26 protein-coding genes and 1 pseudogene are annotated in these 25,902 nt (G+C 51.0%); 12 read left to right on the plus strand and 15 right to left on the minus strand.

What is annotated here, in order from left to right; translation table 11 throughout:
• Positions 1-188 (plus strand): annotated as a pseudogene (locus tag AB9F26_RS11505) (integrase); the annotation flags it as partial.
• Complete coding sequence (locus tag AB9F26_RS11510; RefSeq protein ID WP_369768098.1) at positions 164-1,486, plus strand: hypothetical protein; 1,323 nt, start codon at positions 164-166, stop codon at positions 1,484-1,486. The pseudogene AB9F26_RS11505 and the gene AB9F26_RS11510, both read left to right, overlap by 25 nt.
• 205 nt (positions 1,487-1,691) lie before the next feature.
• Here AB9F26_RS11510 and AB9F26_RS11515 read toward each other — a convergent pair whose 3' ends face one another.
• Positions 1,692-2,129, minus strand: coding sequence for a PACE efflux transporter (locus AB9F26_RS11515; RefSeq protein WP_369754502.1), 438 nt, complete (start codon positions 2,127-2,129; stop codon positions 1,692-1,694).
• 265 nt (positions 2,130-2,394) lie between these two features.
• Here AB9F26_RS11515 and AB9F26_RS11520 point away from each other — a divergent pair, with 265 nt between their 5' ends.
• Positions 2,395-2,631, plus strand: coding sequence for a hypothetical protein (locus tag AB9F26_RS11520; protein WP_369754503.1), 237 nt, complete (start codon positions 2,395-2,397; stop codon positions 2,629-2,631).
• Entirely contained in the window at positions 2,628-2,933 is a 306-nt protein-coding gene (locus AB9F26_RS11525; protein WP_369768099.1) for a hypothetical protein, read from the plus strand. Before AB9F26_RS11520 ends, AB9F26_RS11525 begins: the two co-directional genes overlap by 4 nt.
• 303 nt (positions 2,934-3,236) lie before the next feature.
• Here the strand turns inward: AB9F26_RS11525 and AB9F26_RS11530 are convergent, their stop codons facing one another.
• The 5 genes from AB9F26_RS11530 to AB9F26_RS11550 form a co-directional block, all read right to left on the minus strand.
• Positions 3,237-3,365, minus strand: coding sequence for a hypothetical protein (locus AB9F26_RS11530; protein WP_335585425.1), 129 nt, complete (start codon positions 3,363-3,365; stop codon positions 3,237-3,239).
• 533 nt (positions 3,366-3,898) lie between these two features.
• Complete coding sequence (locus AB9F26_RS11535) at positions 3,899-4,528, minus strand: hypothetical protein (protein WP_335585426.1); 630 nt, start codon at positions 4,526-4,528, stop codon at positions 3,899-3,901.
• Positions 4,529-4,699: 171 nt separating this feature from the next.
• The gene (locus AB9F26_RS11540; RefSeq protein WP_369768100.1) at positions 4,700-5,206 is read right to left on the minus strand and encodes a hypothetical protein; all 507 of its coding nucleotides are present in this window, start codon (positions 5,204-5,206) and stop codon (positions 4,700-4,702) included.
• A gap of 52 nt (positions 5,207-5,258) precedes the next feature.
• On the minus strand, positions 5,259-5,465 hold the full coding sequence (locus tag AB9F26_RS11545) for a hypothetical protein (protein ID WP_335585428.1): 207 nt from the start codon (positions 5,463-5,465) through the stop codon (positions 5,259-5,261).
• 202 nt (positions 5,466-5,667) lie between these two features.
• Entirely contained in the window at positions 5,668-7,362 is a 1,695-nt protein-coding gene (locus AB9F26_RS11550) for an alkaline phosphatase family protein (RefSeq protein ID WP_369768101.1), read from the minus strand.
• Between the two features lie 345 nt (positions 7,363-7,707).
• Here AB9F26_RS11550 and AB9F26_RS11555 point away from each other — a divergent pair, with 345 nt between their 5' ends.
• From AB9F26_RS11555 to AB9F26_RS11575, 5 genes are all read left to right on the plus strand, one after another.
• Positions 7,708-8,193: a fasciclin domain-containing protein gene (locus AB9F26_RS11555; RefSeq protein ID WP_335585430.1), complete on the plus strand. Its 486-nt coding sequence runs from the start codon at positions 7,708-7,710 to the stop codon at positions 8,191-8,193.
• A gap of 83 nt (positions 8,194-8,276) precedes the next feature.
• Positions 8,277-8,780: an aggregation factor core gene (locus AB9F26_RS11560; protein ID WP_369768102.1), complete on the plus strand. Its 504-nt coding sequence runs from the start codon at positions 8,277-8,279 to the stop codon at positions 8,778-8,780.
• Positions 8,781-8,856: 76 nt separating this feature from the next.
• Positions 8,857-9,219: a thiol-disulfide oxidoreductase DCC family protein gene (locus AB9F26_RS11565; RefSeq protein WP_369768202.1), complete on the plus strand. Its 363-nt coding sequence runs from the start codon at positions 8,857-8,859 to the stop codon at positions 9,217-9,219.
• 169 nt (positions 9,220-9,388) lie between these two features.
• Positions 9,389-10,051 (plus strand): SDR family NAD(P)-dependent oxidoreductase, encoded by a 663-nt coding sequence (locus AB9F26_RS11570; protein ID WP_369768103.1) that lies wholly within the window; start codon positions 9,389-9,391, stop codon positions 10,049-10,051.
• A gap of 69 nt (positions 10,052-10,120) precedes the next feature.
• Positions 10,121-10,678: a CIA30 family protein gene (locus tag AB9F26_RS11575; RefSeq protein ID WP_369768104.1), complete on the plus strand. Its 558-nt coding sequence runs from the start codon at positions 10,121-10,123 to the stop codon at positions 10,676-10,678.
• A gap of 773 nt (positions 10,679-11,451) precedes the next feature.
• Here AB9F26_RS11575 and AB9F26_RS11580 read toward each other — a convergent pair.
• On the minus strand, positions 11,452-12,141 hold the full coding sequence (locus AB9F26_RS11580) for a hypothetical protein (RefSeq protein WP_369768105.1): 690 nt from the start codon (positions 12,139-12,141) through the stop codon (positions 11,452-11,454).
• A gap of 600 nt (positions 12,142-12,741) precedes the next feature.
• On the opposite strand from AB9F26_RS11580, the gene AB9F26_RS11585 reads away from it, so the two are divergent.
• Complete coding sequence (locus tag AB9F26_RS11585) at positions 12,742-12,867, plus strand: hypothetical protein (protein ID WP_369768106.1); 126 nt, start codon at positions 12,742-12,744, stop codon at positions 12,865-12,867.
• A gap of 1,454 nt (positions 12,868-14,321) precedes the next feature.
• Positions 14,322-15,182: a c-type cytochrome gene (locus AB9F26_RS11590; RefSeq protein WP_369768107.1), complete on the plus strand. Its 861-nt coding sequence runs from the start codon at positions 14,322-14,324 to the stop codon at positions 15,180-15,182.
• A gap of 84 nt (positions 15,183-15,266) precedes the next feature.
• On the opposite strand, the gene AB9F26_RS11595 is transcribed toward AB9F26_RS11590, so the two are convergent.
• The 4 genes from AB9F26_RS11595 to AB9F26_RS11610 form a co-directional block, all read right to left on the minus strand.
• Complete coding sequence (locus AB9F26_RS11595; RefSeq protein ID WP_335585437.1) at positions 15,267-15,521, minus strand: GlsB/YeaQ/YmgE family stress response membrane protein; 255 nt, start codon at positions 15,519-15,521, stop codon at positions 15,267-15,269.
• Positions 15,522-15,681: 160 nt separating this feature from the next.
• A complete protein-coding gene (locus tag AB9F26_RS11600) occupies positions 15,682-16,056 on the minus strand; it encodes a rhodanese-like domain-containing protein (protein WP_335585438.1) in 375 nt (124 codons plus the stop codon).
• Positions 16,057-16,234: 178 nt separating this feature from the next.
• Positions 16,235-17,008: an L-iditol 2-dehydrogenase gene (locus AB9F26_RS11605; protein ID WP_369768108.1), complete on the minus strand. Its 774-nt coding sequence runs from the start codon at positions 17,006-17,008 to the stop codon at positions 16,235-16,237.
• Positions 17,009-17,137: 129 nt separating this feature from the next.
• Complete coding sequence (locus AB9F26_RS11610; protein ID WP_369768109.1) at positions 17,138-17,779, minus strand: TVP38/TMEM64 family protein; 642 nt, start codon at positions 17,777-17,779, stop codon at positions 17,138-17,140.
• A gap of 649 nt (positions 17,780-18,428) precedes the next feature.
• Between AB9F26_RS11610 and AB9F26_RS11615 the strand changes: the two genes are divergently transcribed.
• Positions 18,429-18,662: a hypothetical protein gene (locus tag AB9F26_RS11615; protein WP_335585441.1), complete on the plus strand. Its 234-nt coding sequence runs from the start codon at positions 18,429-18,431 to the stop codon at positions 18,660-18,662.
• A gap of 461 nt (positions 18,663-19,123) precedes the next feature.
• Here AB9F26_RS11615 and AB9F26_RS11620 read toward each other — a convergent pair whose 3' ends face one another.
• The 4 genes from AB9F26_RS11620 to AB9F26_RS11635 all read right to left on the minus strand — a co-directional run bounded on the left by AB9F26_RS11620 (position 19,124) and on the right by AB9F26_RS11635 (position 25,867).
• On the minus strand, positions 19,124-22,258 hold the full coding sequence (locus tag AB9F26_RS11620; RefSeq protein ID WP_369768110.1) for an efflux RND transporter permease subunit: 3,135 nt from the start codon (positions 22,256-22,258) through the stop codon (positions 19,124-19,126).
• A gap of 3 nt (positions 22,259-22,261) precedes the next feature.
• Positions 22,262-23,413, minus strand: a complete 1,152-nt coding sequence (locus tag AB9F26_RS11625; RefSeq protein ID WP_335585443.1) for an efflux RND transporter periplasmic adaptor subunit — start codon at positions 23,411-23,413, stop codon at positions 22,262-22,264.
• Between the two features lie 182 nt (positions 23,414-23,595).
• Positions 23,596-24,498: a DUF2950 family protein gene (locus AB9F26_RS11630; RefSeq protein WP_335585444.1), complete on the minus strand. Its 903-nt coding sequence runs from the start codon at positions 24,496-24,498 to the stop codon at positions 23,596-23,598.
• Positions 24,499-24,502: 4 nt separating this feature from the next.
• The gene (locus AB9F26_RS11635) at positions 24,503-25,867 is read right to left on the minus strand and encodes a DUF3300 domain-containing protein (RefSeq protein ID WP_369768111.1); all 1,365 of its coding nucleotides are present in this window, start codon (positions 25,865-25,867) and stop codon (positions 24,503-24,505) included.
• Positions 25,868-25,902 lie beyond the last annotated feature (35 nt).

Raw genomic sequence — 25,902 nt, forward strand, 5'->3', positions numbered from 1 at the left:
TCACCGACCCCAAGAAATCCCTACATAGTCTGCGCCACAAGAAGAAAGATGACCTGCGCAATGTTGGCTGTCCCGAAGAAATCAGCAAGGTGATCCTTGGCCACAGTAGCCAGGAAGCCGCTACGCGGTATGGTGCGGGGTATCGCCTGGAGGTTCTTCGAGAGTGGATGGAAAAATCTTACCAATAGCCAAGCCAGTGACCTCTGTTGTCCCTGCCCGTCCTTTTGATCCGTTTCGTCGCGCCAAATCAGCAGCCGCCGAGACCATCGCTAAGTCCGTTCTACATGTGGTCAGCCGCTATGAGGATAAGCACGGCCTTCGCAAACGTAAACGTAGATTGGCGGATCAAGCGACCTATGAGATCATGGTTGAAGCCATTGTTTGCGACCTCCTGTATCGCCACCTTGAAGTGCCCAGTGGTCAACTTCATGTCAGTCAGAGCAATCAAATCTTGAGGAAGAAGTCGCGTTACAAGGGTCAGGCCTTGGGCAAGACACTGCCTGATATCCTCAAGATCATGGCAATCCCTGAAGTGGGCGTCGTCGAAATCACCCCGGGATCAAAGACCTTCAAGGGCAAGGATTACAGCCCTCTTCTTGCAGGCGCTGGGCGGCAGACCATCCTCACGGCAGGACCAAGTTTGCTTGCGCTCCAGGAACACTTTGGGGTGACGTTTACTGGCATTGGTCGTGCTTCAGATGAAGAGGTGGTTTTACTGCGCGGAACAAAACAGCGGGACGACAAACCGGCTGCACTGGTTGAGTATGATGACACAGAGGAAACAAACACCCTCCGCCAAGAGATGCGAACCCTGAATGCTTGGCTTGAAACGGCTCCGCTTTCTTGCACCGATCCACAGATCAACACCACCGAGCGACGCCTCCGCCGGATATTCAACAACAAAGACTTTGCCCAAGGGGGACGGCTCTTTGGTGGTTTTTGGCAGGGGATGAAGCATGATGCGCGGTTGGAAACCCTCTTGATCAATGATGACAGCTTGGTCGAGCTTGATTACGGTCAGGCAGGGCTCTTGTTGCTCTATGGCTTAATTGGCGCGACACCGCCAACGGGTGATCTTTTTGATCTGACAGAGTATGGCTTCGCGCAAGAATGCCGTCCTGGGATCAAGAAGGTCATTCAAGCCTCGATCAACGCCAGTAAGCCTCTGATCCGTATGCCGAAAGGGGTCCGCAAGACCATCCCTGCCAGCAAGTCCTTCAGTGCCACCCTAGCGGCCATTGGGCAACGCCATCCCGCGATCGTTCATCTCTTTGGCACAGGCGTTGGCTTACAGTTGATGCGAACAGAGGCCGACATCCTGATGGCTAACTTGTTGGAACTCAAATCTAGGGGTATCTTTGCCCTCCCCATCCATGACGCAATCTTGGTCGAACCTAGATTTGAACAGGAGGCTACCGAGGTGATGAAAGTGGTATTCAAAGGACGTGTTGGGCTTGCCCCTGATGTATCGGTTGAGGGCTCCTGAATATCAGCAGATATCACTGGTCATTGAGAGGTAGGCTTGGTGATCATAGGGGTAAGTATTGATGACTAAATAGTATTTATCATTACTAATCATATAGTTAAATAAATAGTATTAAGCGGGAAATAGGGTCCAGTGAGGTGTCCTATTAGATTAACTATGGGGTCTCCCCCTCCTCATATATGCGACCCGTAAGGGATCAATGCAGCTATTCGGGGAGCTGATCTTTTTTCCACTCTGGCAAGGGAAAGAGCACATCGTAGGCCCAATTGAAACCAAACGCATAAACCACATAGAACAACGCGAACGACACATCCATCAGAAAGGCCTGCCAAAGTGTGACGCCAAGATACCACGCAATGAATGGCATAAGAACAATCAATAACCCGGCTTCGAATAAGACGGCATGCAAAATGCGCACAAAACCTCTTTTTTTGGTGGTCCCGGAAGTGCGCTTCAAGCTCAAATCGAAAATGTAATTATATGCCAGACTCCATATCGTGGCGAGTGTAGCGCTTACGACGCCAACAACACCAAAATCTTCAATAGGTAAGTGAAACAAGATCGATCCCAATGGAATGACCAAGATCAAGGCGATGATTTCAAAACTAATGGCATGACGTAAACGATCAAGCGGAGAGCGCATAGCAACCTCAAAAAAAGTGCCGGGTCGTCCCAGCGTTTATCCATTTTGGGAGGTCGTCCTCACGGGAGTGATTAATTGGCTTGTACGGATCCGATTGTCAAGTACTGCACTATATCTCTGGCAGGTATGGGCTCAAATCTGCAGTTTGCTGCTCCTCCGACGAATGACGGCTATGTCTCACGGGTATCGAAACCCCGGCCAACCATCCATAAAAACTGAGCAACATCAAGCTTCTATATAAAAAACCTCATGGAGACTTATATAGATGCTCTCGACCTTTACCCTCCTCACCCTAGGAAGCACTGCCTTCCGTCTTGGCCTCAATTGGGGCCTCAAGACCAAAACCGACTATCGCATAAGTGTCCCGCAAATCCTCGTGGGTGCCTTGATTGTGCTGGCGGAACTGCCTGACATCCTCAAGCCCATTCCTTTCCCGCTCCCCCTCCGCCTGACCCTCGGGTTCTTCCTCCCTGACCTGCTGCTTCGGAGGGGCGCGCAATGACAATGAACCCCAAATCAGCCCTGCCCCTCCAAAGCGGAATGCGTGTGGTGATCACCGCCTTCGATGACATCCCTGAGCACCTGTTCTTGGTGTCAGAGTTGCATGAAGACTGCATTTGCGGCACCGCCCTAACAGGACCGTTCAAGGGTGCCTACGGCGAACCTGATTGGAATCTAATCCTGCCCGCCTTGGGCTTTTTGGTTTGGACAAATTGCAAGACGTTGACGGAGCCGTCGACAAAATCCGCACCGCACTTTCAAAGCTTAAATAGAGGTATGGGAAAGTCTGAGACTCGAGCCTAAGGCCTGGATTTAAAACCATGTTTGCTTCACACAACCGCACTCCGAAACCGGAAGTCCGGCGGTGTGGGGCTCACAAAACAGTTACATTGCAACACTCATTGAACCAGATTTTTCGTCCTGGTCAAAGGTGCTAACACGGCCGCCGAAAGCGTGGAAACTGGATTTATCAAATCGGTTCAAAGATTGCCGTGTGAACTATGCGATAACTTTGACCAGAAGATCGCAAAAAGAACGGGCTGTAGTTTGACACCGTAATGCGCCTCCCCTTCTTGTGGTTCGCCACAATACCTTCTCGGGCGATCATCAGGTGAACACAGCGGCAACCAAATCGCCGCCGCTCCCTCGAAACCCGTCAAATCGCATCCCGAAGTGCAGCATCATTGTCCCGACGCGACTGATACCGCACCGACGATCGGTCGAATTGTAAAACATCACACGCCCGCCGCTGGCTCACACCATGCGCCTCGCACAGGTGGACCACGGCATTCCGCTTTGCTGCGGGCGTCACCATTTTATGGAATTGATGTCTCGCAACATTGCGTTGTCCAACACCTCAAGCACAAAACCTAACTCAATCGCCGCAACTACCCCAAACACCAGCAACCCCACCTGGGCCAAGAACGTGAAATTCCGCTACACGATGGCCTTTTGGCTACCCTAGCCATGCTTCCCAACGAAAGGGTCCTATTTCCTGGGGTTTCTGTGGACGGGATCACTAAGAGGTTTGCTCTGTTAAGTCACAACACGGGAACCACCCGCACTGGCCTTGTATTCCACTCAACCCGCAAGGGGTTCATCATCCAATGTGAAAGGACTGGGATTGCTGACCTTTAGAGAAGTTTTCGCGAATGTCCGCCCCGGCTTTCTGACGGCGACCGTTGCCGACATTCACTGCGGTATGTTCCAAGGTTCGCGAAGCGGACTAGTGTCGAGATCTTGCCGATAGCAGTTCTCTCAGCGCTGAATTATTGCCATTTCATGCGCTGTTTCAAGGCCCATTTGGTGTGCGCAATGAATGAATCCACCCCATCAACGATCGGCGCGGGCTGTCGGTGCAACGCCTCTGTCAGGATAAAGTCGCGAACCATAGCCATCTGTTCGGAACGTCCAGAAAGTGCATACAGACGGCCCGGCCAGCCACGATAATTGATGATAAGGCTTTCCGAACAATTGGTATTTTGCAATTCGCTCTCGTCAAATTCGCTAAAAACGCCCGTTATGTTTTGAAAGGCAATTTCGCGAAAGGCTCGGCGTCTGTTATTGTTGTCAATCACGAACGCGCGAATTGATCTGTTAGCAAGGTCAACTTCCAGTACGCGGCCAATATTGCGGCGCACCGCATAGACTATGAACACACCGAAAAGCACCATTACACTACCGGTTACAATCTTGAGCATTGGAGCTATTCCTGGTGCGGTGGCTTCAGAAAGGAAAGGCATCATCAACCCCAGTCCAATCCAGAGCACACCAAAGGAGATGCCAAAAAGTTTGCCGAACGAAAAACCGATGACCCGTCCTTGGATAAAACGGCGCCCACCTTCGAAATCCTCTATTTGAATGCTTTTGCTCTTTGAATCGGTTGGCTGGCCAGACATTACCGCTCCTCTTTGTCCAAAAGCCTAAACTAAAAAGAAAATATGCCGAAATAATGACATTCCGAGGAACTGGCGATTGATTTGGCCCAACTTCCGCTCAATGTACCATTGACTGATGTGCGGACTTTGCTGCCGTTCGCGCAATACAAGGTAATGATGCTCTCGAAGCGTCTAAGGACCATCAGGCAGTTCATGTTCGAGTGTTTGATCTGCACCGGTAAAGTAGATTCTTTGCTCGTCACTAAGACGCGAGCTTTCCATGAACAGTCCTAGATAACTCATGTCACGATAATACGGAGATATGTTGTCAGAGGTTGCGCGAATAATAGAGTTCTTGACGCATGATACCTCAGGCGTATTGTCAAACTCTAAAGGCTCAAATGTGAAACTAAAACACCATCCTTGGCCTTCGTGAATGACGTAAGCCCCCGATGTATGGCGGTATAAATTAGAACCACGCCACCACCCAGTATCTGACATCAGTTCTTTGGCAATCCGTTTGCCACTATATTCCACGAAAATTTTTCGCTTCCAATCGCTATGTATTCCGAACATTGGCGAGATCGACATTGTTATTTTTGGTCCTTTAGTCAGTTTCGCAGTCGCTTCATACGACCTAGGCCAAAGAGAGAATGCGCTAACCAAAGCAACACACAGAGCAAAAAGCCACTTCTTCATAATCAATGCTCCTATTCGATATTTCGATAGCTAATCCAAACCGTGAAATTCATCAACTTTTCATGGAAATGCCGTCCGCTTTGGGCTTTTTCCGGACTTTAGCTGCGGTGAATACCAAGGGCGGCTTGGGGAGTTCGCGACCGTGACGGTCAATCTCAATCGGGCTTATTCGAACGAGGCTACCGGCGGCCACATCCGCTGCCGTCATTCTCAAATCCGCAAGGATCACGGCTTGCCCCGACAGGGCCGCGTCAAACATGAATGCGCGGCTTACGTACGCGATAGCTCTCTCAGGATTGGCAATTTTCGACCCTGACGCCTTGGCACAAGCAGACCAATCTTCGCGCCATCGCCGACCACTGGCCAGTGGTAAGGCTAAAACATCATCTGCAGACAAAGGTGCCGTCGGAGAACTTGAACTTGAACTTGAACTTGCATCTGGGCCCCGTGATCTAAGCAAGCTACTGTCCCAAGACCTCGAGCAAAACCTCTCCTGTGGCACCTGACGGTGGCCGTGTGCCGGCGAGGACGGAAAGGGTCAGCGCCACGTCGATTGGATGAACCCTGCGTGACACGGTTTGTGGAGAGATCCCCTGACCGGCAAACAAGATTGGTACGAACGTGTCGTAGCGCCATGGTGATCCGTGGGTAACTGTCACCGACAACCCATCCATATCATTGATGAACGATTCCGGCTGGAACACGACATAGATATCGCCGGATCGGTCCGGGTGATAGTTGTTCAACACGGCTTGCATCAAGGCGTTGTCAGGGAGCGAACCTTCTCGCAGGCGCGAACTGGGCACCGCATAGGCCACGCCTTCGAAGGACACCAATTCATCTGCAATGGCGGTCTCAAGTGCAACCCTGTCGATTTCGGGATTATCGCGGACATCTGCGGCCAAGGTCAAATAGGGGTGATCATAGCCTTCGAAAAGTGGGCCGGTTATGCCAAACCTTGTTTTGATCCGCTCAATCGCAGGCGCGGTGTCCCATTCATCGGGCGAAACATAGCTTCCCGGCATCCCGATTGAGGCCAGATAGCCGGGTGCTTCAGGAGCCCCATGGTCGGCCGTCAGTACAATCAGGGTGTTCTCAAGCCCCACCTCGGCATCGACGTAAGCAAAGAGATCGGCCAGCGTGCGATCAAGTTGAAGCAGATTATCTTCGGCTTCGAGGCTTGAGGGGCCGAAGAAATGGCCAACGTAATCGGTGACAGAGAAACTGACACTAAGGAAGTCGGTCACGTCGTCATCGCCCAGTCCCTCTGCGTCGACAAGCGTTTTTGCGAAATCGGCCGTCATCTGGTCCCCAAAAGGGCTCAGCGTCAGCATAGTCGTATAGTATGTGTCCTCTGTCGTTCCCAGCGGATGCGGAAACGTGCGACCAAACCCTGCGAAATCCGGTTCCCAATCCTGATCATCGTGTTCGCCGAACATATAGGTGCCAATCGGGTTCAACAGCTCCCACGACTGGCCGCTATAGCTTTGAGGTAGACCCTTAGCGTTCCAATCCTCAACCCATGTTGGATATGCATCATAGTAGTAGTTGCTTGTTACGAATTGACCCGCCGCTTTTGAGAACCAAAAGGCCTTGCCAGCATGTCCGGCCATTGAAACCGCGCCACGATCCTTGATTGAGACACCGAAGACTTTAGCTTGCCCAACGGTACTGACTGCCAGCTCATCGCCAAATGTCGATGTCAGGATAGTTCGCGGTGAACGCCCTTCGCTTGTCGCGGCGCGCTGCGTGGGGTCGATTTCGGTGGTATCGTCCACGTCGGCGCCGCTGGTCAGGATGGAATAGTCGGCGTCCTCAATGTTGTAGACTGTCCGACCCGCGGTGTGGTCGTACCACAGGTTGCCCACCATTCCATGCGCAGCGGGGTTTGCACCGGTTGCCAGTGAGGTGTGCCCCACAATCGTTTCGGTATTGGCGTGCGTATGGTGTGCATTGTTGTAATGGATGCCTTGTTCAAGCAGATATCGAAATCCACCTTCGCCGAGTTGGTCCAAATATCTGGTGGGAAGATCTCCCCGCAACTGATCCACGGTGATCTGCAGGATAAGCCTCGGTTTGTCTTGAGCGTTGGCGACAATCGGGAATGTGCCCAATGCACACAACAATAGGCTGGAGGTCTTCGAGAGAGAAATCATGGAATATCCCTTTTGGCTAAGCGGTCTTGGGAGCAAGTATGCAACAATTAATCAGGCCAAAGCAACTTTAGGTCAAGGATTAGCCTAGATACTCAGTTTGGCCTTGGAGCTGCCAATGACCTCTGCTGTCAATATTTGTGGGTTGAATGACGGCTTTGCATACATCGACTTAACAGTATGCAATTTCGGCGAAGGTCCGGATTCCGCCCTCTATGACAATTGCTGTCAAGTTTGAGATAGCCCAATTCACAATTTTTTCTAAAAAGTGATCCGACCTCGCTTAGAGGCCGTATACCTTTTATCCAGCAGCTAGCTGGCGTCAATTTTACAATTTGGAGAGACCCTATGTTCCGCCGTACTTTTTTCGCAATCACTTCCGCAGCTATGCTGTCGTCAGCCAATCTTGCTTTCGCCGATGGGCACCCAAAAGACATCGTAGACACAGCAGTTGCAGCAGGATCATTCAACACATTGGTCGCAGCCGTTGGCGCAGCAGGACTTGTTGAGACATTGAAGGGTGAAGGTCCTTTCACTGTATTTGCCCCAACAGATGAAGCGTTCGCTGCCCTTCCAGAAGGCACTGTTGAAAATCTCTTGAAGCCAGAGAACAAAGATCAACTCGTTGCTATTCTGACGTACCACGTTGTCGCTGGAAAAGTGATGAGTGGCGATCTATCGAACAACATGATGGCAACCACCGTCCAAGGCGGCGACATCACAATCATGACTGAGGGTGGCGTAACCGTTAATGGAGCCAATGTAGTCTCCGCTGATATTGAAGCTTCGAACGGTGTCATCCACGTTATCGACGCAGTTATTTTGCCCAAGTAACACGTCGAAATGGCGGCCTTTTTCCCCAAAGGAGGCCGCCATTATTATTCTGCACGTTTTAAGAATTAGAGAGATACCCCAAAATGAAACTGTTTTGCGTTCTCACACTCGCTTGCCTCACAGCTTCGCAATCCTATGCTGACATTCATTTGGAATTCCTCGAAGGTGCGCCGAAGGACAAATTTATATTAACGAACGAAGGTTCATGCCAAGTCAAAAACGCCCTGGTTAAAATTGACCTTTCCGGTGCGGCTGCTGGGCTGATTTTTGACGTGACCGCCGCGGGGTCCGGAGTGGAGGTTTTTCAACCCCTTGAAATCACATCTGGGGCTGAACATTTTTCAACGATTCCAAAAGTATCAGACGGCGATCAATCTATTACACTTCAGCTACAGAATTTTGGCCCTAACAAAGTTGTGGCATTCACAATCGACGTTGACGACACTACGGGAGCGCGTGAAATCACCGTATCCGACAGCGAATTTGAAGGCGTGTCGGTCTCTGCAACTATGGGCGAGAAGCTCTTCTCAGCAACCCTACAAGATCGTTCCGAAGTACGCTTAGATATGGCGGGTTGTATTACATGACCGGTTCAATTCCGATGCCATTTTGTAGGTGAGCGACGTGGTGAAATCCTTAAATCCGCTCCACACCAAAACAAAAGTGTTTTTTGATGGAAGTTGCCCACTGTGTTCTGCTGAAATAGGCTATTACCAAACCATCGATAACGCGGGATCGTTCGAGGCGATCGACGTAAACACCAACGCGTTTCTTGAGCTAAATCTGTTGCCACATAAAACAGCGATGGTGCGGTTCCATGTTCTTTCATCGTCGAACCAACTCCTGTCTGGCGCCGAAGCATTTAAAGAAGTCTGGCGCGGCCTGCCAAGGTGGAAATGGCTTGCAAGAGGTGCAGATTTCCCGGGTGCTACATGGCTCCTAGAGAGGGTATATCGCGCCTTTTTAGTTATAAGGCCACTTACTGTCAGGGGGTTCCTTTACATACGCGGCGAACAGAAGGCGTAGTGATTTTTCGACGTAAATTCATGTGAAGGAAGCCGCTATGACGAAGTCGAGGTCCAATAGCGTTAATTTACTTATTTTTCTTGCCATTGTTGTCGGAGGGAGCATTCGTGTTGCTTCTTAACGCGGCTATTTTAATACTCAACTGACCTCAGAGAAGAGAAAGACATCAATGTGCAGAGCTTTAATCATCGGTTCATCTGGCGGTATAGGGAAGGCATTAAAAGAAGAGCTTGAGGGCACGGGATGCGACGTTGTAGGCCTATCGCGGACAGAAAACGGACTCGATATAACGGATGAAGCCAGCATAATAAGTGTCACTGCAGGACTTAAGGGTACGTTTGATACCATTTTAGTCGCGACAGGTTCTCTTTCGCCGCGAGATCAAGGACCGGAAAAAACTTATAAGGTTTTAGATGCCGAAACTGCAGCTCTTCAGTTCGCGGTAAATTCAATTGGTCCGATGATGATACTCAAGCACACCGCGCATTTATTACCCCGGGATTCAAAGGCGGTTTTTGCAGTTCTCTCAGCGAGAGTCGGATCAATCGGCGACAATAATCTTGGTGGCTGGTACTCTTACCGAGCATCAAAAGCGGCCCTAAACCAATTCATTCGTACAGCGTCCATTGAGTTGGCGCGCACCCATAAAAGGTCAATATGTGTGGCTCTTCATCCTGGCACCGTCGCGACTGAATTCACCCGAAATTACACAACCCACACGTCCGTTTCCTCATCCGTGTCGTCCAAAAATTTATTGAACGTAATTGACGGCTTAACACCGCGAGAGACAGGACAATTTTTAGATTGGGCTGGAAAACCGATTCCATGGTGATCATAAACATCCGAGCGATATTTCTGAGAACGAACCTAACTGAAAAAAAACCCGAGTAGGAAGACCAGTATGTATCATTTCTTTAAACGTTCAATCGTCACATTCTTTGTACTTCTCGCGCCCATGATGGCCACGGCAGGAGATACCGTTTTGGAAGATTTTAAATCACAGCCAGAGACACGATGGGGGTTTTTCACGGATGGCGTCATGGGCGGGGTTTCCCTTGGGCAGGCGTCGTTTGTTACAGAGAACGATGATGTCCATGCACATATGACTGGAAATGTGAGCACTGAAAACAACGGGGGTTTCATTCAAATACGCATGGAACTACCAGATGGAGCGCCAGAGGATGCCAAGGGCGTGAGGCTCGTCGTGCGCGGCAATAATCAAGAGTACTTTATCCATCTTCGCACTTCTGGAACACGCCTCCCGTGGCAATACTATCAAGCCGGTTTTGATGTCAGCAACGATTGGAAAGAAGTCATGCTGCCTTTCACCGACTTCAAACCATCTGGTGGCTTTCTTCGCGCTATCCCTCGGGCAAGCAGCTTGAAATCCATTGGCGTCGTGGCCTTTGGGCGAGACCACGAAGCAGACGTCGACATAAAAGAAATCGGTTTTTACTGAGCTTTCATTGCGTCATTCGTCAATGGTCTCAACTCTGATTTTTGCAGCTAGAAAATATGCTGTTCCTTTAGCGAGGTGAGCAACTTGAGGTCGGTTGGTCACAACCGAACGAGACAAACGGCGGACAAGTCATTCTTCTCAAACTGAACGATTTCGACCAGACCAAAGTCGCAGCGTTCTCGATTAATGTTGATGACACCGCCGGTGCGACAAAATAACGTTGTCTGATAGTGATATAGAAGGCGTCCAGTTTTCTGCCGAGTTGGCAGTTCATAGCTTTAAGGCCCGTTTAAGGCACCCAAAGGACTCGTCTTGAAAATAGGGCTACCAAAATTCGACTTCTCGCCAAATGAAAAAAGTCCGGTTCCCGCCCGTCCCGTCGATCGGTTTGAGCATGCTACGGGCATCCACCAAGCGCATCTTAGGGTTACCCCCTCACCCAAAAGTTGAGAAACGCTGCAAGCACTGTGGTATCCGACCAACAACATGCGCATCATTAGTTCTGGATCAACCGAAGGTCGTTCAGTCGAACGAAAAAACTCGGACAGATGTTGGCGAACACTGGATAAAACAATGACGCCACCTATTGCCCTCAATACGTGGTCGGATGGAACATGACCTCAATCGAGAAGTCCTAGAATAGGGCGCTTTGTGTCTCCAGCTTTGGCACCAAAACCGCAATCAATCCCTCATATCTACAAGGAAATTGAAGCAGCAAAACGTTCTCAAATCAAGAAGAGTTTTTCAACAGAATAAGCCCATACCTACCAGATCTATGGGCATTCTGTTGGGAGATATGGATTGCGTTCAAGGTTAAGAATTTCAAAGCGCATCCTTTTTTTTGACCAGTTGTAGAGCTCTGCTTGTCCGCGAGAGGACGTGACAAGAATGGCATGGTAATCCAGAATTGTCGTTCCTGTCGGACCTGTTCTGCTCGTCGCGAACTCGGGAAGGCGCATTTCCCATACGGAGTTCAGTTCGGTGTCGTAATTATTGGGTTTGGGCACAAGAATACATGCAGCGGTAGTGTCATTGGCTGCCCCGACGTGGAAATACATGCCCAACGCTGAAGCCCAAGACCAAGTGGCAAGAAGGAAAAGAACGGCGAACCCTGCGCCATGAGACATCCGATTGGTTTGCCCGAGCGCGAAAACAGTACGGATCATCAGCAGATAACCCACACCCCCTAATGTGAAAAATAGCACGATAAAACCGACCGCTGGCGTTCCAACCGCACTTGTCATAAATGCAAAAAATGTCCCGCCTATTAGGAGCAGGAATGCCAGTACCGAGAACACTTTTGCTGGCCATCGGTGTTCCTCAAGGGATTTTTGGGCGAGCAGCGCGGCAATTAGTCCAAGGATACAGCCAGCAACAGTAAAAACCGCCCATCTGTCCGCCGACACAGGAAACCAACTGCTGACCCAATAAATTAGAACAAGGAACGATGAGGCGACTTTCAAAAGAATTAATTCCTTACGCTAGCCTGCGCAACGACAGGACTGTGGTTTTGGATTTGATACCATATTTACGGGCATCGTCTTGGACCTTTTAAGCAGTGTCAAAAGCCAACTCAGGAACCTTAGTTGCGTCACCAATTTGCATCCGCTTTAAAGTGCTACATCATACCGCGGCATCACCCACGGTTACGTTACGATCATATCTTTACTTTTCAATGACTTACAACGACATTGACGATGGCCCAGATCCCTACCGTCGGAGCCAACACTCCCATTAAGACGTTGATAATAAACGATAAAGCGATCCGCACGGGGCGTTTGTCGCGTTTTTGCACACATTCTCTGACACAAACAACACGGAGTCGGAGTAATGGCACAGCAGAAAGTATACCAATATTTGGAATTTAGAGGCTCTTCTTTCCATTTTTGGCGTCGCATTCCGAAGTTTTTTTCAAAAAACAATCCAATCTCGTTTTTAGTTTTTGCGCTCCGTGCGCATGTGGTTAGCGAGGCCGAGGTGCCGGCCCGTCCTTTCACGTCCCTCACTCAGCCCCCCCCGCTTTTAGCTACGTGAAAGGTGCGAAAGAGACGGAAGTGAGAGTTATGGAACGCGTATTGTCAGACCTGTTGCAATTTGCAACCTCAGCATCCGATCATGCACGTGTCATCGCTCCTGAACGGTTCCGCGCCGAAGCCAAAATTGCCCTTCAGCGGAATTTCGCACTATAAGAAACTTTGAGAGAGCCTCTATTTCTGCGCAACAGAGATGCTGCACAGACTCCCGCTCTGGATGAAGTAAAGCGCCTCGGGGTGGAATTCGACGAGAATTCCGCCGATTGGCAGCAGCTTGCCTACGAAGCAACCTGCGTCCTTTTAGATTTGAGCTTGGGACGCAACAAATGAGACAAAAGTGACTTCAAACATCCCAGCCCATATTTTCAGCCCGCGATCGCGCAACAAAAGGACGGACCTATGTCGGCGGCACGGTATTCATTGGCTGGCAGGTTAATGCAAGGCATTGGCCCAGAAGCAGCCCAGCGACATTTTACAAAAATAAACCCAAGTGCGGCGGGATAGAACTGTCCTATGCGAAGCGATTACGGGCACTTGACGACGAGAACGGTAAGCTGGGGGACGAATGCCTGATTGGGACACTTTTTGGCACATTGCGCGATGCCCGTGAAACGCTTGAAGAGTAGCAGGAGGAGTATAACTGGCGCAGACCACATTCAGCTCTAGCCAACGGGACACCGATGAAATTCTTGCGGAGAGGGTTCATGGACAAGATGGCTGCTTAAGGCCAATTTTTTGGCCACAAGGGCTCCGCGCAAAGCTGGAGGAAACTTGGACCTCAGGTCAAAATCCATCCATTTGATGGAGGCCATGGAAAGTTCCCGCTCCCAGTTTTTGTAAGCTATTGTCTAAACCTTCTTTTTTCCCTCGTATCCTTCCAACACGCGGGCAAGTTTTTTCATCATCTGCCCCATTCGAAAGTAAGACAATGAGAGTCGCGATTTCGTCAATATGGAGATATGTCAGGTGCTGTTTTTGAAACTTGGGTGTGAGTGTGTCTCTTAGTCGTCTGTACTTTTTAGCCGCCGTTTTATTAAGTTCTTATCGCCCAGATCAGCTAGAACTGCCTCCAGTACCGCCATTCCTCGCTTTTACGCATCAGTTATCTGCGAATACGGGTTAACAACGGACATACCGTGTAGAGAAGAAACAGCAGCATCTGCGGCGGGTTGTGGATGCGTTTCACGCGCAGCCGAACAATCCCAATTCACTGTCGGATCGGGCCAAGATTGCCATTGCATCGGAGCGCAGGGTGGCCCGTTTATTTCCCAAAGAAACCGGCCTAAGTTTCCGAAAATGGCACCAAAATCCATTGCCTAAAACACAGTACGCGGTGCCCTGAATATGCTGCATGAAAAAGCGGCGTTACTGTTTGTAAAAATCTGAGTACGGAGGGCAAAAAATCGCTCCCTACGATCCCTGAAAGTGAAATTCAATTGCCACAGATTGTTTTCGCCTGCGCTGCCCCCCCAATTATGCCCGAAGTTTCAGTTCGCTCGAATTGCCTACACCTCTTGATCGATCTCAAAGCCCCTTCGATTCAAAGTCTTTGAGAGAATCAAATTTTCGGTTATGTTGTCCAATGCACTGTGACAATGGAGGCCACTTCAATGATCAGATTAGAACCCTATAAAATTCATTCTACTGTCCATATGGCAGCAGCTATTGTGGCTTTCACCACGGGGGCGGCTTTTGCAGAACCCTCGCTGGAGCGGGGCACGTATTTGGTTGAAGGCCCGTCTGCTTGCGGCAATTGCCATACGCCCCAAGGGCCCGACGGACAGCTTCCTGATATGGCGCTTGCTGGAATGCTCGTTGATAAAAACGAAAACTTCACTGCCATCGCACCGAATATTACACCCGGGGGGCGTGTTGGAGATTGGTCGGATATCGAGTTGGCCAAGGCCATTCGTGAAGGCATTCGTCCCGATGGAAGCGTGATTGGGCCACCAATGCCTATGGGGCTCTATCGTGGTTTATCCGATGACGATCTCATGAGCATTATCCTGTATCTGCGTCAGGTGCCCGCTGTTGATAACGACCCTGGAGTGAGTGAGTACAATATTCCGCTCCCTCCCGCCTATGGGCCGCCGATTGAATCTGTACCCGCAATCCCGCAGGGCAAGACTGTCGAATACGGAGCGTATCTTGCTGGCCCTATCGCGCATTGCGTTGAATGCCATACATCTTTTGGCCCGCAGGGGCCGATGTTTGAGACCCATCTCGGGGCTGGCGGATTTGCTTTCCATGGGCCGTGGGGCACATCGATTGCGGCCAATATCACTCCGACAGGCCTCAGCAAGTATAATGATGCCGAGTTGGGCACAATAATTCGGAATGGGCAACAGCCAGACGGCACCCAAATGATGCCACCGATGCCCTATCCCTATCTCGCCAATATGACGGACGACGATTTGGCCGCGATTGTTCTTTACTTGCGGGCAATGCCGCCGCTGCCCGACGGCGAATAAAGGGGCTGAGTGCTTGAACTGAAAGTTAGTTTTCAGTTCAAGCACGGCCTACGCGATCACCGAATAACCGGTGCGTTCTTCGAACTAAGCGCGTTTAACCAAACCAATGACGAAGAGCAGGATTACGGACCCAATGGTCGCGTAAATGATCGAAGCAATGAAGCCACCGCCAACCGAAACCCCAAGTGCGGGAAAAATTATTCCAGCCAAAAACGCCCCGACGACACCCACGATAATATTGCCAACAACCCCAAAGCCTCGCCCCTTCATAATCCGGCCAGACAACCAGCCAGCGAGAGCGCCGACCACCAACATGACGATAATACTTTCAAACTGCATGATTATTCCCCTTACGATAACCCAAAATTCGACCAAAGATGCGTGCTCTCGCCAAGTGGGAGAATTCTCCCCCCCACGGGATCACAGACACGCCCCTCGTCACAAAAAATCAGACCAATCGAGGGACCTGAGCCCCCCAATCGGTTCACACATTCATCGACTAGCCTTCGACTGGTCCGCCGGCGTCTTTCCATGATGAAAAACCACCAACGTTTGAAACGTTCTTAAAACCCATATCCTTCAACGTCTTGCCACTGAGCGCGGCCTGTCCACCGACACCACATACAAGAACAATATCGGCGTCCTTTTTGAGGGCTGGATTGTGCAATGCATGAGAGTCGTCAGCTAGAAATTCAATCATCCCGCGCTTAACCATTTCCGCTCCGGCGATGGTGCCTGACGCCGCGATATCCGCGCTGTCACGCACATCGACAAATACAGAATTGCCAGTTCTATGCTTTGCAATGCCTTCTTCGACAGTAATTTTTGGGACGACTGCATTTGCTTCGTCCAGATAGTCCTGTGCAGTTTTCATTCTTAAAATCCTTTATTCTATGTGGGGTGTCACACGTTCTCGGGTATCAATTTAGTCGACCCTTCGAATAGTATAAGATGCTGACCTTCATCATTCCAGAGTTCAAGGGGTAAACGCCCGCTGCGAGATGGACTGGCGGCAAGGCGCCTCGTTTACACGCGCATCTAGCGCATGAATTTCAACTCATCCATTGACCGCCATCGACGTTGTAGGTTTGCGAAACAATATAGTCTGCATCGGAAGACGCCAAAAACACCGCCATTCCCGCCAAATCTGCGGGCACCGCAAAGCGCCCCGCAGGAACACTCGCAGCCACCTCTGCTTTTTTCTGGCCCGGCGGTTTGCCTTCAAGCTTGGCGAACATCGCGTCGACGTGTTTCCAATGCTCACCGTCCACAACTCCCGGCGCAATGGCGTTAACGTTGATCCCATCCTTGATAAGATCAAGCCCCGCTGATTGCGTTAGCGAAATCACTGCCGCTTTGGTTGAACAATAGACCGCGACAAGTGGCTCGCCCCGCCGCCCCGCCTGTGACGCCATGTTGATGATCTTGCCACCGTGCCCCTGTTTGACCATTTGGCGCGCGGCCGCTTGCATCGTAAACAACGTGCCCGCGACATTCACCGCATAAAGCTTTTCATAACTCGCCCGCGTGATATCCACCGTGCGCGCCGCATCAAAAAGCGCCGCGTTATTCACAAGAATATCCAGCTTCCCTGCCCGCGAGACCACAGCCTCAATCGCCGCATCGATGCTACTCTGCTGGGTCACGTCAATTTCGACCGCATAGGCTGCGGGCCCAAGATTGGCCGCTGCTTGCGTGGCCGCCTCCAAGTTGATATCAGCAATGGCGACGGTTGCGCCTTCAGCAAGGTACGCCTTGGCAAAGCCAAGCCCCAGCCCCCGCGCCGCCCCTGTGATCATGGCGGATTTTCCCTCTAGTCGGTTCATATCATTCAGCTTTCCTATGGGGCGCGTGATGCCGTTTCGGGGGTGAACTTAGCAGAAGTTCCGCTCAATAGTAGAGGTAATTTATCGGTGTATCGCAAAGGGCAGACGTGTCATTTTTTCTCCACTTTGCTAAATCCATTTCCTCGACTTTGCGAAGCTGTGCCCCAGAATGACGACAAAAATCCCCGTGGTCGAAACAATCAAAAGTATTGGCCAGTCCATTGTTTTCATTTGTGACCCTAAATATGTCGACATCACCGTCATTGGGAGAATTCCCACAGCACTGGTCCAAACGAAGGTCCAAACACGAACACCTGTGAGGCCTGCTGCATAGTTCACAAGGTTAAAGGAGATCACCGGAATAAAGCGACTGATGAGCAAGGTGAACGTGCCCTGATCCTGCGCCCAGCGGTCTAGCGTGTTAGCTTGGCTAGGCGACAACCACGCGTGGACAACATCCCGCCCCAGCAGTCGAGAAAGATAAAAAGCCAGCACCCCCCCTAACATCGCCCCAGCCCAAACCAGCGCACTACCAACAAGTGTTCCGTAGACAGCTCCAGCGCAAATGGCCAAAATCTCGGCGGGGAAAGGGATGAAACTGTGCAGTATCATCAGACCGATAATCGCAAACGGTCCCCATGCACCAAGACCACGCAGCCAAATTGTCAACTCTTCGGGTGATGGAAGGTTCAAACCAACAAAATACACCAGCAGCGCGCATAGAAAAGCGGTGGCCAAGATCAAAAGAATGAGGGTGGTTTTCCTAGACAAAGGGAAGAGATTCTCCAAAGCTGCCCCCAAACGAGAGGTATCGTCCTATTACTAGCAAATTAGACAAAATAGCACGATACGATAAACTCTCTCTGCGCGAAAAATTCCCAGCTGAAGCCAGCCCGAATTTGCGTCACCCCGCGTCAATCATCTAACCACTCAGGTTTGGCCCTCGTTTTGGCAGCAACTTATGGCTCACATCTTACCAGTGGTTTCCCAAAACGAGTACCTTCTATCCAAGGGTCTCCCCATGAAGATTGTCCTCCTCGGAAAAACACGGAAATGCCCCCTTAAGCATCTGGCAGCGAGCACTGCTTGAAATTTGGCGCACTTATGTGGCGGGTTTCACACTAAAATCTTTCCACCGACTAAATTGATCATTTCAATGAAAAAATATCTGTTCCCCAGCATCCAGTGTTCCAACAGAACCAACGTTTGCGCAGTTTCAATAATCAAGGACGAGGTTGGATGCCAAAGCTATTATTACACGGAGGGCTGCCCAAAACAGCACCGACAACCATTGAAGGTTTCTTGGTACGAAGCGCATCAACTGCTCGGAAACCTCTTTCGCCACTCTCCATGAGAAAATGCGGAGCCCTTTTCAGGCTTCGACGTGTTTCCAACAATTTTCCTACGCAGACAGGACCATTTGATAGATGCAGCACTTAAAGAAAACAAGAAAAACGGCGGCGAAGTTATTGACCGCACAGAATACTTAAAAGCGCGTCAAAGTTGGTCCGATTACAATGATAAACTTTCGCAATGGGCGCGTGTGTTTGAAGCGGACAATATTTTGATTGCGTTTTTTGACATAGGCAACGGGCACCTAACCGTTGTGAAAATGTCTTTTGACGAAATTGGAATTAACTTTAGCGATGATTAGGTACTCTTTGGCGACCACAACGGAAGCCTTTCTTAGCGCGATGCCAACCAAGCGACGTATCGGTCCAAATTCACCCTCTATTTCATTTTTCTGGGACAATTTTCGGAAAAAAAACTGACCTTTCTAGGTGGGAAAGTATTTTGCCCCGCGGAAAGATTGAAATTATATTAGGATGTCGCGACCTCAAACGCCAAAGTTGCACGGGATTATTTAGGACGCGAAGGCGGTGTGTTGTTCCCAAATGCACCACCGAGCCTCGATGCTGAATGGGATGCATACACCGGATTGACAATGGAGATAGCAGCCAAAATTGGTAGTTTCCTTGCCGACAGATTGTACGCGCGAGCGCCCTAATGGCGAAAAGCATACCCATTTCGCATCAAGACGCCGACTTAAGGCTAGCGGCGGGCATAAGTGTAATATTTGCCCGCCCTCTTGATGTATTGAAAGCGGGCAAAGGTTTAGCTGTCCGTTTGCTTGGCCCCTTTTGTCGTTAACCCCTTGAACCACTCACGCAGACTTTGCAGGACAACAAACAACACTGGCACGAGTATAACCCCAAGAACTGTCGCCAAAAGCATCCCTCCAAACACTGCAATCCCGATGGCTTGCTGGCTCGCGGCTCCTGCGCCACTGGCAACAACAAGCGGAACGACCCCCAAAAGGAAGGACAAGGCCGTCATCATAACTGCGCGGAACCGTTTTGATGTGGCCTCAACTGCGGCTTCGCGGATGGTCATGCCATTGTGGCGTTGCACGATCGCGAACTCCACGATCAAAATCGCGTTTTTGGAGGCGAGTCCGATTAACATAATCATCCCGATTTGGGTATACAGGTTGACGTCCCCTCCTGTGAATTGAACCGCCAACAAGGCCCCAAACAGTGCCACAGTCACCGACAGAAGGATGCCAACCGGCAGACTCCAACTCTCATATTGTGCAACGAGAAACAGATAGCCAAAGACAATCGCCAAGATCAAAATAACAACGACCAAACCACCCGCGTCGAGCTGTTGTTGCGCAATACCCGTCCACTCGTGGGAATACCCCGGTGGCAGCGCATTCACCGCCTCTTCTTGCAGCACGCGGATCGCATCGCCCGTAGAAAGCCCTTCAGCGGGGATTGCGGTCACAGTTGCGGAGCGGAACATATTATAGCGATTGAGCGCCACAGGGCCGAGCTCATTAGATATGGTAATCAGCGCACCCATCGGAACCATCGCGCCCGTTTGCGACCGCACATATAGAGCGTCAAGATCCTCGATCTTGTTGCGATATTCGCCTTCAGCTTGGATCATCACCCGATAAACGCGCCCGAACAGATTGAAATCATTCACATAAAACGACCCCATATAGGCCTGAAGCGTGGAGAAAACATCTGCGACCGAAACCCCGAGGGATTTGGCCTTTTCACGGTCCAAATCCACATAGACCTTCGGAACATTGGCACGGAAGGTCGTATAGGCCTGTGCAATTTCGGGACGTTGATTGGCGGCATAAACGAGGGAGCCAAGGGCCGCAGATAGTTCTTGGGTCGTCCCGCCCCCCGTTTGCTGCACCTTCATTTCGACACCTGCACTCATGCCAAGACCAGAAATCGCTGGCGGATTGAACGCAATAATACTAGCGCCAATTTCCTGACTGGCGAGGGCTTGAATTTCGCTCAAAACGCCGTTCGCGCTGAGGGCTTCTGTCGTGCGGTCATTCCACGACTCCAAATTGGTCACAATCATCGCGCCATTCGATCCACCGCCATTCAACAGGCTGAATCCGTTCACGTTTACTGTTGACGAAACTCCGGGGATTTCCCGTATTTTCGCGTCGAAACGTTCCGTAACGGCTTCTGTGCGCTCAAGCGATGCTGCGTCCGGAAGTTGGATATCAACAAACAAATAGCCGTTGTCTTCGATGGGAAGGAACCCTGCAGGAAGGGATTTGAGCAAACCACCGGAGCCAAAAATAACCGCCGCAACGATTGCGAGGCCGATCAACGGAACACGCACAAGGCGGCTTACGATGCCCACATATCCGCCGCGTACAAACCCGATGCCCTTGTCAAAAAGGGCAAGAACGCCTTTTGAAGGGCCGCCGCGTTTTTTCAAAATGATCGAACACAAAGCGGGCGAAAGTGTGAGCGCGTTGATCGAGGAGATCACCACGGCCACGGAAATCGTCGTCGCGAACTGTGAATAGAGGCGCCCCGTAATGCCCGGCATAAACGTCACGGGCACGAAAACCGCGAGCAAAACGAGGGTCGTCGCAATAATAGGCCCCGTGATTTGCCCCATGGCCTTGCGTGTGGCGTCGGGGGCACTCAGGCCCTCTTTTTCCATAATGGATTCAACGGCTTCAACCACGATGATTGCGTCATCAACCACAATCCCGATGGCGAGCACCAAAGCGAAAAGCGAGATTGTATTGAGCGACATGCCAAACATGAGCATAAACGCAAAGGCGCCAATCAAGGAAACAGGGATCGCAATCGCCGGAATAAGTGTCGCGCGCGCACTGCCCAAAAAGAAGAACACAACAGCCATAACAATGACGAATGTTTGCATCAGTGTCGTTAAAACGTCATCCAAAGATTGCTGTACAAATCGTGTAGAATCAAAGGGAACGTCATAGACGATATCGTCGGGAAACGCTTGAGCAAGCCGCTCAAGCTCCAGCGAAACCCCCTCCGCAACCTTCAGCGAATTGGCTCCTGGCGCTTGGTAAATTGCCAAAACGGTTGAGGCTTGGCCCGAATACAGGCCCGATGCGCTGTAATATCCCGCGCCTAATTCCACGCGCGCCACGTCTTTCATCAAGACAATACTGCCCGCCTCGCCCGTGCGCAGAACAATGTTTTCAAACTCTTGAACCGTCGTGAGGCGCCCTCTGGACACGATGGTATATTGGAATTGTTGGCCCGTTGGGACAGGGCTTGATCCGATTTGACCGGCGGATACTTCGAGGTTCTGCTCACGAATTGCCGCAATGAGATCGCTGGGCGCAATGCCAAGGCTGGCCATGCGATTTGGGTCCATCCACATGCGCATCGCATACTCGAAATTGGTCATGATGGTGGCTTCGCCCACCCCACTCACCCGCGCCAACGCGTCCCGAAGGTTGATCGCCGCATAGTTCGACAGGAACACCTCGTCGTAGGTCCCATTGGGCGACAGAAGTGTCACCAAAAGCAACATATTGGTCGAGGCTTTCTGCGTGACCACCCCCGAATTTGTAACTTCAGCGGGCAAAGAGGACATCGCTTGTGCAACACGATTTTGCACATTGACGGCAGCAAGATCGGGATCGGTTCCAACTTTGAATGTGACCGAGAGCGAATACGAGCCTGTGTCCGTACTGTCGGAGGACATATAAATCATGTCATCCACGCCGTTCACTTGGGCCTCAATAACCGCAGCAACCGTGCTTTCGACGGTCTCCGCGTTTGCGCCTGTATAATTGGCGCTCACCTTGACGACGGGCGGGGTAATGGAGGGGTATTGTTCAACCGGAAGGGCGAAATACCCGATGACGCCCATGATGGTTAACACCAAGGAAATAACGATCGCCATTTTGGGGCGTGCGACGAAAATAGAAGAAAACACGCTTTAGTTCCCTTCTGCGGAGGTTGCACTGCCCGCGAGTATGGCATTGACTTCAACCCCTGGGCGCACGCGCTGTAGGCCCTCGATAATGACGGCTTCACCTTCGACAAGACCGTCGTCGACGACAACCGAAACCCCGTCTTGACGACCTAAAGTCACGTAACGTTGCTCGACGGTTTGCTCGGCCCCAACCACCAAGACGAAATCGCCGCGCTGATCGCGCTGAACGGCGGCTTGGGGGATAAGGAGTGCATCGGTTGGCGCGTTATCTTCGATACGTAAACTCACAAAAGATCCATCAAAAATCAGGCCATTATCATTGGGAAATTCGACATCCAAACTCACCGTTCCGGTTTCGGGATCAATCCGATTGTCGGCAAAAACGATGTGGCCAACCTCCTCAAGCTGCGTCCCATTTGGCAGGGAAACAAATACATCCAGCGCTTTTGAGCCATTGGCAAGGTTTTCAAGCGAAGCGTCATGAACCTGCAAAAAGTTCACCAACTGCTTTTCGGTGAGCGAGAACTCGACGTAAATTGGTGCGGTGCGAATGAGGGTGACCAAGGGCGCCGTCGTCGGGCCAACCAATTCGCCCACACTTGGGTTCGCGCGGCCAATCCGCCCATCAAAAGGCGCGGCGACACTGGTATAACTTAGGTCAAGTTCTGCCAACTGAATCGTCGCATCCGCAATTTCGATATTGGCTTCGGCGACCTGAAAATTTGCCTGCGCGATATCACGATCCGCGACGGTGCCAGACTCACGCCGCAACAATTCCGACTTTCGATCAAGTTCGATTTGCGCCAGTTTAAGTTGGGCAACGGCAGAAGCCTTATCCGCCTTGCGCGCGGCAAGGTTGGCAGCATAAGTTCCAGGTTCAATCTTAAACAGGACTTCACCTTTTTTGACATCTGCGCCGTTTTTAACCAAGAAATCCTGCAGAAATCCACTAACGCGCGCGACAATATCAACCTTATCAATCGCTTTGCCACGCCCGATAAAGGTAGCTTCCAAAACTAACCCCTCGGTATGCGCTACGGCAATCGAAACCATCGGCCCGGAGGGCGCTTCTTGGGCAACACTGACCTGTGATGACGCAAAAAGTGCGGCCCCAAAAGTGATTGCTTGGAAAAACGATTGGCCTGTGAGTTTCATGCGTACCCTACCCCATGAGTTCAATTTTATTTCCCCACGAAGTGTAAGAAACAATTTTTAGGCACGTCTCCGTACCTGTCGTAAATTTGTAAAGGAGCCCCACGCTATTTTGTGGCGGCTCCTGAAGTTTTTGTCTCTAAAGCAGCCACAAGATTATAGAAGCCTTGAGGCTTTTAGACAGATTATTCCACAGGGCTCCAGGCGGTGTCCGGATTATACGTCAGAATTTCAAGGGCGACATCAAGGCTGTTTTCCCCCAAATCCGCCGCAAAGACGCGCCCGTTTTCCGAGACGATGAAGCTGTGAACACCGGTTTCATTATAGGTCGCAGGGACCGCTAAAAGCGCGTGGCCCGCGATCATGTTGCCACCGACGATATAGTCAAGCGCGCCTCCCGGAGCGGACGCGCCCTGCCCCTGAAGCACACGATAATAGTAGCCGCCGAATGGCTCGGCTTCTTGATCAGTTTCGCCATCCGAAAAGCCATCTAACGATGCCAATGCGATGCGTTCGCCAAGCGGGCTGTCTTCATCAGCCCAAACCAACCCGTCCCGCGCGCCGTCGCTTGAGAGAATAGAGGCGGCAAATTCCAACACCCCGTCCGCGTCGTGATCAACAAGGCGATAGGCCAACTGAAGCTCGACATACGCTTCAATCATATCGATCGTTTCAAGTTCATTCAGGCCAATGCTGCGGTAAAACACTTCGTCACGCCCCGCCTCAATATCAAAAGCCCACGCCGTATCCGTTTTGGCCAATGGGATTGGAAACGGCCAAGCCTCGGCTCCCAAAAGCAACGTTACACGGTTTTCTTCGTCAAGTTGGAAGCGGTACCCTTCTTGAATCAGCGCTTCGATTTCGGCGCGGTTTTCAGCATCTTCTTGGGCATCACCAGACACTAAGACATCCGTCGCATCGGTGCCAAAAACCTCAAGCACAGCTTCGCGGTTCCCGAGAGCGGCGACAAATGCCTCGAGCGCATCTTGCGGAGTGGCATAGGTTGCAGGTCCGTCTGCGGCAAAAGTCGGAAGAGTTGACGCCAAAAACGCGAAACCTGAGATGCTCATTTTAAGATTGTGTTTCATGCTCTTATCTCCTTCTTCCGCCACTAGCAGCCTTACCACGAGCCTTACCTGATTTAGCACTGTGAGAGGACGGCCGTTTTTTCATGGCTGTGTTTTTCTTTGCTGCGGGTTTGGCTCTTGGCTTTTTTGCTGCCTTTGGCTTTTGTATCGCCGCCTTTTTCTTCGTTGCCTTTGCCTTGTTTGCGCCACCAGCTTTTGCCTTGGCACCGTCTCTCGTGGGAGGTGCCCCCGTCCGGTTTACCGCAGCCTTTTTATTTGCGGTTCCGACCTTAGCTGCTCCAGCCGGCCGTTTGGACTTGGCAACGGCATCACGGGGCTTCTGAACTCTTGAAATGTCTTTTGTTCCCGTCGACTTCGCGAGGTTGGCCCGCATGTCGTCGCCCCGATTGGGCGTTTTCGCAGGCAAGGTTGTGGCGCCATTCGGGCCGCGTTTATTAGTTATCTTCTTCTGAGCATCTTTTTTGCGGCGCTCGTCGGGCTGCCAACCGCCAAAATTGCCCGCACGGCTTCTATCCCCATTATTTTTGCCAAGGTTGTTACCGTTATTATTCCCAATTTTGTTGCCAATATTCACATTTCCATCAACGCCGATATCAATATTCGGATTTCGATAAATCGGCCCACCGCCCCAACCACCACAGTTGCGACATCCCCAGTAATCGTTCCAAGGGTCGTTATTGTCGAAAATTGCATCCAACACTAAATATGAACCGAATCCGATCAAACCTGCGGTCAGGACGTCGTTTGTGCTGTTACTTTCCTGCACATAAACAACATTTGAATCATATTGAGGCACATAGACAATTTCGGGGTCGGTGGGTTGAATGACGATGGCTTCCTCGCCGCTCGCCCCCTTCGTAACCTCAACTGTTTGCTCGTCCCCTGACACCAAAACACCGCTGGCATTCGCCACTTCGCGCCGGTTTTGGACGGCGACCATAACGTCGTCACTTTGGGCCAGCATTGCTGTGCCTATGGTATCCGTCCAATCGACATGCTCGGCCATATCGGCCAAAACATCTGGGAAGGCCGCAGCCAAAACAGCAACGCTTTCGTCCCAGCCTTGCGCATCAATGGTTTCCTTCAACGCTTCAGGTTCGACACCTTCGTTGTCTTTAATCAGCCGATCCGCCTTCATCACATCAAGCGGGAACGTCGCCGCAACCAATATTTGGATCAACAACGTGTCTGGATACAGCGCGACGGGGCCAACGAGTGTTTGTAGCTCTTCAGCGGTTAAGAGCGCTTCTTCTGTGGCCGCGACCGCGGTCGTTTCTGCCGCCTCCGTGGCGCTGGTCTGAGCGCCTGCAACGCTCGGTAAAAACAAAACGGACCCTAAAATCGCAGCTTTGAGTGTTAAATGTTTCATTTGTTAATTCCTTTACTGCTAAACTTTGGCTCCTA

This window comes from Falsihalocynthiibacter sp. BN13B15, from assembly GCF_041205415.1.
Taxonomy (GTDB): domain Bacteria; phylum Pseudomonadota; class Alphaproteobacteria; order Rhodobacterales; family Rhodobacteraceae; genus Falsihalocynthiibacter; species Falsihalocynthiibacter arcticus.

Coding starts and splice junctions, on each gene's coding strand:
- AB9F26_RS11515 (WP_369754502.1), bottom strand. CDS start 2,129: ATGCGCTCTCCGCTTGATCGTTTACGTCATGCCATTAGTTTTGAAATC.
- AB9F26_RS11520 (WP_369754503.1), top strand. CDS start 2,395: ATGCTCTCGACCTTTACCCTCCTCACCCTAGGAAGCACTGCCTTCCGT.
- AB9F26_RS11525 (WP_369768099.1), top strand. CDS start 2,628: ATGACAATGAACCCCAAATCAGCCCTGCCCCTCCAAAGCGGAATGCGT.
- AB9F26_RS11530 (WP_335585425.1), bottom strand. CDS start 3,365: ATGTTTTACAATTCGACCGATCGTCGGTGCGGTATCAGTCGCGTCGGG.
- AB9F26_RS11535 (WP_335585426.1), bottom strand. CDS start 4,528: ATGTCTGGCCAGCCAACCGATTCAAAGAGCAAAAGCATTCAAATAGAG.
- AB9F26_RS11540 (WP_369768100.1), bottom strand. CDS start 5,206: ATGAAGAAGTGGCTTTTTGCTCTGTGTGTTGCTTTGGTTAGCGCATTC.
- AB9F26_RS11545 (WP_335585428.1), bottom strand. CDS start 5,465: ATGTTTGACGCGGCCCTGTCGGGGCAAGCCGTGATCCTTGCGGATTTG.
- AB9F26_RS11550 (WP_369768101.1), bottom strand. CDS start 7,362: ATGATTTCTCTCTCGAAGACCTCCAGCCTATTGTTGTGTGCATTGGGC.
- AB9F26_RS11555 (WP_335585430.1), top strand. CDS start 7,708: ATGTTCCGCCGTACTTTTTTCGCAATCACTTCCGCAGCTATGCTGTCG.
- AB9F26_RS11560 (WP_369768102.1), top strand. CDS start 8,277: ATGAAACTGTTTTGCGTTCTCACACTCGCTTGCCTCACAGCTTCGCAA.
- AB9F26_RS11570 (WP_369768103.1), top strand. CDS start 9,389: ATGTGCAGAGCTTTAATCATCGGTTCATCTGGCGGTATAGGGAAGGCA.
- AB9F26_RS11575 (WP_369768104.1), top strand. CDS start 10,121: ATGTATCATTTCTTTAAACGTTCAATCGTCACATTCTTTGTACTTCTC.
- AB9F26_RS11585 (WP_369768106.1), top strand. CDS start 12,742: ATGGAACGCGTATTGTCAGACCTGTTGCAATTTGCAACCTCAGCATCC.
- AB9F26_RS11590 (WP_369768107.1), top strand. CDS start 14,322: ATGATCAGATTAGAACCCTATAAAATTCATTCTACTGTCCATATGGCA.
- AB9F26_RS11595 (WP_335585437.1), bottom strand. CDS start 15,521: ATGCAGTTTGAAAGTATTATCGTCATGTTGGTGGTCGGCGCTCTCGCT.
- AB9F26_RS11600 (WP_335585438.1), bottom strand. CDS start 16,056: ATGAAAACTGCACAGGACTATCTGGACGAAGCAAATGCAGTCGTCCCA.
- AB9F26_RS11605 (WP_369768108.1), bottom strand. CDS start 17,008: ATGAACCGACTAGAGGGAAAATCCGCCATGATCACAGGGGCGGCGCGG.
- AB9F26_RS11625 (WP_335585443.1), bottom strand. CDS start 23,413: ATGAAACTCACAGGCCAATCGTTTTTCCAAGCAATCACTTTTGGGGCC.
- AB9F26_RS11630 (WP_335585444.1), bottom strand. CDS start 24,498: ATGAAACACAATCTTAAAATGAGCATCTCAGGTTTCGCGTTTTTGGCG.
- AB9F26_RS11635 (WP_369768111.1), bottom strand. CDS start 25,867: ATGAAACATTTAACACTCAAAGCTGCGATTTTAGGGTCCGTTTTGTTT.